Genomic DNA, 5,384 nt, shown 5'->3' with positions numbered 1-5,384 from the left:
ATCAACGCGTTCGCCATCACCTTCGGTGACCGCTGGCCGGGAGCCGAAACCTACTGATCAACAACGCCGGAAACACCGATCACGAGATAGGCCCCTGAACACGGTCACCTTCCCGTTGCGAACAGGAGCTGGTGGCGGCTCAACTCCGCGGTATCGCCAGGCGTGACCGCGATACCGACGCTGTCTTGGCTGCGATGGGGTGGTTGGTCGTCAGAATCTGGGAGCACGAAGACCCCGTCGAGGCGGCAACACGTTTGGAGCATGTCGCCCGCGCGAGAAAGCTAGTAGCGTGTCGCTGCTTAGTCGTGGTGCCTGTGGCTGGGAGGCTGTTGTCCGGCAGGTCCCTGTCCCTGCCGGACAAGGACCGTTGTCATGGCCTCACTGATGAAGCGGCCGGTCACGTTGTCGGCGCGGGATCGTGAAGAGCGGATCCGGCTGACCACCACAGGTGTGCATCCGGCATCGACGATCAGGCGGGCACGGGTGCTGCTCGCGCTGGACAGCTCGGCAGGCGAGCCCGATCCGAAGGAAGTGATCGCGGCCCGGCTCGGGGTCTCGGGCGAGATGCTGCGACTGGTCGCCAAGCGGTTCGCTGAGACCGGCGGCGATGTCCTGGCCACGATCTCCCGCAAGAAGCGTGACCTCCCGCCGGTCCCGTCCCCGGTCACCGGTGAGGTCGAGGCCCGGCTCATCGCCCTGGCGTGCTCGGCTCCGCCGGCCGGGCATGCCCGGTGGTCGTTGCGGCTGCTGGGAAAACACGTCGAACTCACCGAGGACATCCCCAACCTGGATCACTCCACCATCGGCCGGGTCCTAAAAAAACGGAACTGCGCCCTCACCTGAGGAAGTGCTGGAACATCCCGCCACGAGCGAACGCCGAGTTCGCCGCCCGCATGGAAGACGTCCTCGCGGTCTACGCCCGGCCGCGCGATCCCGCCCGCCCGGTCGTGTGCATGGACGAGAAACCCTTCCAGCTTCTTGGCCACGTCCGCGATCCGCTGCCGGCCCGGCCAGGCCGCGATGCCTGTCAGGACAGTGAATACGTCCGGTGTGGCACCTGCTCGATCTTCGTGTGGACCGAGCCCCTGCGCGGGTGGCGCCGTGTCCACGCCCTGGCCCAGCGAACCAAGATCGACTGAGCCGGGCAGGTCAAACAACTCCTGACCGTCGACTACCCCGACGCCCAGACCGTCGTGCTGGTCATGGACAACCTCGGGCACCCACAGCATCGCCTCGCTCTACGACGCCTTCGCACCCGGCGAGGCCTTCGCCCTCGCCCAGCGCCTGGAGATCCACCACACCCCCAAACACGGGTCCTGGCTCAACATCGCCGAGATCGAACTCTCCGCACTGTCGCGGCAATGCCTCGACCGCCGCATCAGCGACCTCGACACCCTCAACACCGAACTCGCCGCCTGGCAACACGCCACCAACACCAACCAGCGCGGAGTCGACTGGCAGTTCACCACCGACGACGCACGTGTCAAACTCCGCCACCTGTACCCCAAAGGTTAGAAGCGACGGTCTACTAGCCAACCGGACGGCGGCCGGCCCATCGCCGATGTCGGCGCAGGCGCGCAGTACCTCGATGGCGCCCTTTACCTGCCTCTGCTTGATCAGCCTGCTAGCCAACCGGTCGGCAGCGTGCCCATCGCCGATGTCGGCGCGGGAACGCAACTGCTGAACCTTTCCCTGCTTCGCCAGCAAGCTAGCCAACCGGTCGGCGGCGTGCCGGTCGCCGTTGTCGGCGCGGGCGCGCAACGGCTCAACGTTCCCCTGCTTGGCCAACAGGCCGGCACTGTGGCGAAGACGCGAGCCCACGCAGGGTGGCCGAGATGGCCGCCCAGCGCTGTCGGGCACCAGGCTGGCGTGGGACCATCAACACGGCGGTTGGTAGCTCACCCCCGGGAATCGGGTGTACCACTCCTGCCGGCTGATGGGGGTGTGGGCGGTTTCGCAAACCCGGGTTGCGGCACGGTCGGGGTTCATGTCCCACAGGCGCACTGTGTGGTCGTCGCCGGCTGTTGCCAGCAGCTGTCCGTCCGCGCTGAAGGCGACTGACTCGACAGCGCCGGTGTGGCCGGTGAGAGTGGCCGACAATTCGGGGGATGAGTCGGTGATGTCCCACAGCCGTACGGAGTAGTCGTAGCCGGCGGAGGCCAGCTGCCGCCGGTCCGGGCTGAATGCCACTGAGGAGACGGCGTCGGTGTGCCCGGAGAGCACGGTGGTGGTGTCGGGCGAGCCAGTGGTGTTCCACAGCCGGATCGTGCGGTCGCCGCCGCCCGTGGCGAGGAGACGACCGTCTCGGCTGAAGGCTACGGTGACCACCACGTCCGTGTGGCCGGTGAGCGAGGATCGCTGGGCCGGCCGCGTGGGGTCGCTGACATCCCACAGCCGTGCGGTGCGGTCATCGCTGCCGGAGGCCAGCAGCCGGCTGTCCGGGCTGAACGCCACTGAGTTGACGGAGCGCTGGTGCGTGGTCAGCGTCGGCAGCTCGACCGGCCGGGTCGGCACGCGCACGTCCCACAGCCGCACGGTGTGGTCGTCGCCGGCGGTTGCCAGCGTGCGCCCGTCCGGGGCGTAAGCCACGGACGAGATTTCGTCCCGGTGCCCGGTGAGCACCGCGAGCTGGGTGGGATGCTCGGTGTCGCGCATATCCCACAGCCGGACCGTGCGGTCGCGGCCGGCGGTCGCGAGGACCGTTCCGCCGGAATCGAAAGCCACTGCGTTGACGGCGTCGGTGTGGCCGGTGAGCAGAGCCAGCAGCGCCGGGTGGGCGGGGGCGGCGAGGTTCCACAGCCAGACGCGGTGGTCGGCGGATGCGGTCGCGAGCAGGCGGGAGTCCGGGCTGAAGGCGATCGAGTTGATCTCCTGGACGTGGTCGAGGGAGGTGGCGACCGCACTGATGAGGGCGCCTCGGTTGCCGGGCGTGGGTTTGAGGCGGTAGGCGGCCAGCGCGAGCTGGGCTTCCAGCGCCGACGTGCCGAGCCGTGGGGTGGCAGCGTCGTCGACGCCCGGCTGCGGTAGCACCGTGTCGTGCTGAGTGGTGTCCGCCTCCGTGGTTTTCAGCGCGGCCAGCGTCGCTGACGTGGTCACGCCGAGCAGTGCGGCGAGCACGACGGCCAGCCCCCGCAGGAGCCGGGACCGGTGCCGCGAGGCGGCGTGCCGGGCGGCCTCGGCGGCGGAGCCGGCGTCGAGGAACGCGCGTTCGCGTGTGGTGAGCGCGATTTTGGTCCGTTCTCGCGCATGGGCGAGGAGGGCGCCGCAGTACAGGGTGTCCGGATCGTGGTGCCACCGCTCCCACGTCGCGGCGTCGTCGGCGAGCCGGCGGTGCAGGTGCAGGGCTTCGCGGTCGGCCGCCAGCCAATCACGCAGCCGTGGCCACTGGGTGATGAGGGCTTCGTGCGCGACCTCGATGCCGTCGCGGTCGACCGTGATCAGGCGCGCGGCCGTCAACGTGTTCAGTACGGCGTGCACAGTGTCGCTGTCGTCCAGCTCGGTGCGGGCGATGCGGCGCTGGGTGTTTTCGGTGCTCTCGCCAAGGGCCGTCAGCCGCAGCAGGATGTCCCGGGCTGTGGCTTGCTGGTCCGGGTCGAAACCGGTGTACACGGTTTCAGCGGTGCGAGCGAGGGTGTGGGCGATGCCGCCGGTGTGTTCGTAGCCGGCCGCGGTCAGGGTCATGCCTTGGCGGCGGTGCCAGGTCTCCAGCAGCACGCGCGAAACCCACGGCAGGGCGCATGGCTGGTTGGCTGCCTCGGTGACCAGACGCACGACCAGCGCGTTTTCCACGGTGCAGCGCGCGGCCACAGCCGGTCCAACGATCGCCTCACGAAGCTCCTCCGGGGTCATGCGACCGACCAGAACCCGGCCCTCCGCCAAGGCGGGTTGCAGTTGCGGGTATTGGGCGCAGTGGGTGACGAAGTCCGAGCGCACCCCCAGTACGACCCGGACCCGGCTGCGCGGCGCTGTGGCCGCGTGGGCGAGGGCGGTGATAAAGGTCTGCCGCTGCGCGGTGTCGGTGCACAGGGTGAATAGTTCTTCGAACTGGTCGATCACCAGCAGCAGCTCGGCGGCCGGCGGGTGGTGGATCAGCGCCTGCCGGATCCGCAGGTGGACGTTCACGGGATCGTCGGTGAACTCCCGGTGCAGCACCCTGGCGGAATCGTCGGCGAACGCGGCCAGGTGCAGCGCGCATTCCTCGAGCGGAGATGCACCGGGTGTGAACGTCACGACCGACCGGTGACCGGCCTTGGCTGCCCCAGCGTGCACCAGGGATGACTTGCCCGACCCGGATGGGCCCAGGACAGCGACCAGCCGGTGGTGCCGTATCCGGTCGAGCAGCGTCTCCACGAGCGCGTCGCGGCCGAAGAACAGGCCGGCGTCGCTGGTTCGGAACGCCGAGAGCCCGAGGTAGGGCGGTCGCGGGTCCGCGTCACCGGTGGTGCTGTCGGTGACGGCGGCGGGCGGAGCGAGCAGGGCGTGGGTCCGGCGCCAGCGTTGCTCCCATTCGGCGGGGTCTCCGCCGCAGGCGCGGGCGTAGGCGAGAGTGACCGCAAGGCTGGGCAGTGTCTTCCCGCCGGCGGCATCCGAGAGTGTGGTCGTCGAGTAGTGGGCCTCGCGCGCCAGCCGCCGGTAAGGCGGTCTGCCCGCGGTCTCGCGGAGCTTCCGCAAGTCACGGGCGAAGGTGGTCACTGGGTCGTCGCCGGCACCCAGCGGACGTTCCGGTCGTGGCATGAGTGTGCCCCCTCCCAAGACGCGGTGTTCATTGTCCGGCCCTTGGTTGGCCGATGTCACCACCCCGGCGCCGGACAACTCGAATGCCCTACACCTGGTTTGCCCACCGAGCCGTACCAGCGGCCCAGAACAGGACCGTGGTCAGCTCGGCGAGCAGCGCACCAGCCCATGTCTCGCAGGACACATCGAAGTCGCCGAAGGCCGTCGGCTGATCACCGTGGCCTGACCGGCAATCGTTGAACTCACCACTTGTCGAACGCGAAAGGGAAATCATGAAACACCGAGTGCTCACGGCGGCATTCCTGTCGATGGCGACGACCGCGGCGATAGCGGTCACCGGCGTCCCCGCGGCGTTCGCAGCCAGCGGGAAGGATTCGCCGGCGGTGGTCGCGGATGCGGTGAACACGTTCAAGAACCAGGCGACCGGCCGCTGCATCGACGACAGCTCAGCCGGCTTCCGCACCTGGACCTGCAACACTTCGACGAACCAGAAGTGGAACGTGCACATCTGGGGCGACGGCACCCGCCAGCTCAAGAACCAGGCGACGGGCCGCTGCATCGACGACAGCTCGGCCGGCTTCCGCACCTGGACCTGCTGGCCCGGCAGCGATCCCAACTCCGCGAACCAGAGCTGGTAAGTCACTAAGTTG

The 5,384-nt window shown here is 68.8% G+C and carries 5 protein-coding genes; 4 read left to right on the top strand and 1 reads right to left on the bottom strand.

Going from position 1 to position 5,384, the window contains the following annotated elements:
- Positions 1 to 384 precede the first annotated feature (384 nt).
- From ACFVYA_RS49390 to ACFVYA_RS49380, 3 genes are all read left to right on the top strand, one after another.
- Positions 385 to 843 (top strand): helix-turn-helix domain-containing protein, encoded by a 459-nt coding sequence (locus tag ACFVYA_RS49390; RefSeq protein ID WP_387055535.1) that lies wholly within the window; start codon positions 385 to 387, stop codon positions 841 to 843.
- A 50-nt stretch (positions 844 to 893) separates the two neighbouring features.
- Entirely contained in the window at positions 894 to 1,139 is a 246-nt protein-coding gene (locus ACFVYA_RS49385; RefSeq protein WP_387055534.1) for a hypothetical protein, read from the top strand.
- A gap of 88 nt (positions 1,140 to 1,227) precedes the next feature.
- On the top strand, positions 1,228 to 1,515 hold the full coding sequence (locus tag ACFVYA_RS49380; protein WP_387055537.1) for a transposase: 288 nt from the start codon (positions 1,228 to 1,230) through the stop codon (positions 1,513 to 1,515).
- A gap of 363 nt (positions 1,516 to 1,878) precedes the next feature.
- On the opposite strand, the gene ACFVYA_RS49375 is transcribed toward ACFVYA_RS49380, so the two are convergent.
- A complete protein-coding gene (locus ACFVYA_RS49375) occupies positions 1,879 to 4,734 on the bottom strand; it encodes an AAA family ATPase (protein ID WP_387055532.1) in 2,856 nt (951 codons plus the stop codon).
- Between the two features lie 272 nt (positions 4,735 to 5,006).
- Here ACFVYA_RS49375 and ACFVYA_RS49370 point away from each other — a divergent pair, with 272 nt between their 5' ends.
- Positions 5,007 to 5,372 carry an RICIN domain-containing protein gene (locus ACFVYA_RS49370; protein ID WP_387055530.1) on the top strand — a complete coding sequence of 122 codons (366 nt, stop codon included), beginning with the start codon at positions 5,007 to 5,009 and terminating at the stop codon, positions 5,370 to 5,372.
- Positions 5,373 to 5,384: the final 12 nt, after the last annotated feature.

It is taken from the genome of Amycolatopsis sp. NPDC058278 (assembly GCF_042881395.1).
In the GTDB taxonomy this organism is placed as follows: Bacteria; Actinomycetota; Actinomycetes; order Mycobacteriales; family Pseudonocardiaceae; genus Amycolatopsis.
The sequence above is the reverse complement of the archived record's forward strand: the minus strand, read 5'-3'. Positions and strand labels throughout refer to the sequence as shown.

Bases quoted from the DNA above. Each gene is read 5' to 3' on its own strand.
- ACFVYA_RS49390 (WP_387055535.1), top strand. From the start codon at position 385: ATGAAGCGGCCGGTCACGTTGTCGGCGCGGGATCGTGAAGAGCGGATC.
- ACFVYA_RS49385 (WP_387055534.1), top strand. From the start codon at position 894: ATGGAAGACGTCCTCGCGGTCTACGCCCGGCCGCGCGATCCCGCCCGC.
- ACFVYA_RS49375 (WP_387055532.1), bottom strand. From the start codon at position 4,734: ATGCCACGACCGGAACGTCCGCTGGGTGCCGGCGACGACCCAGTGACC.
- ACFVYA_RS49370 (WP_387055530.1), top strand. From the start codon at position 5,007: ATGAAACACCGAGTGCTCACGGCGGCATTCCTGTCGATGGCGACGACC.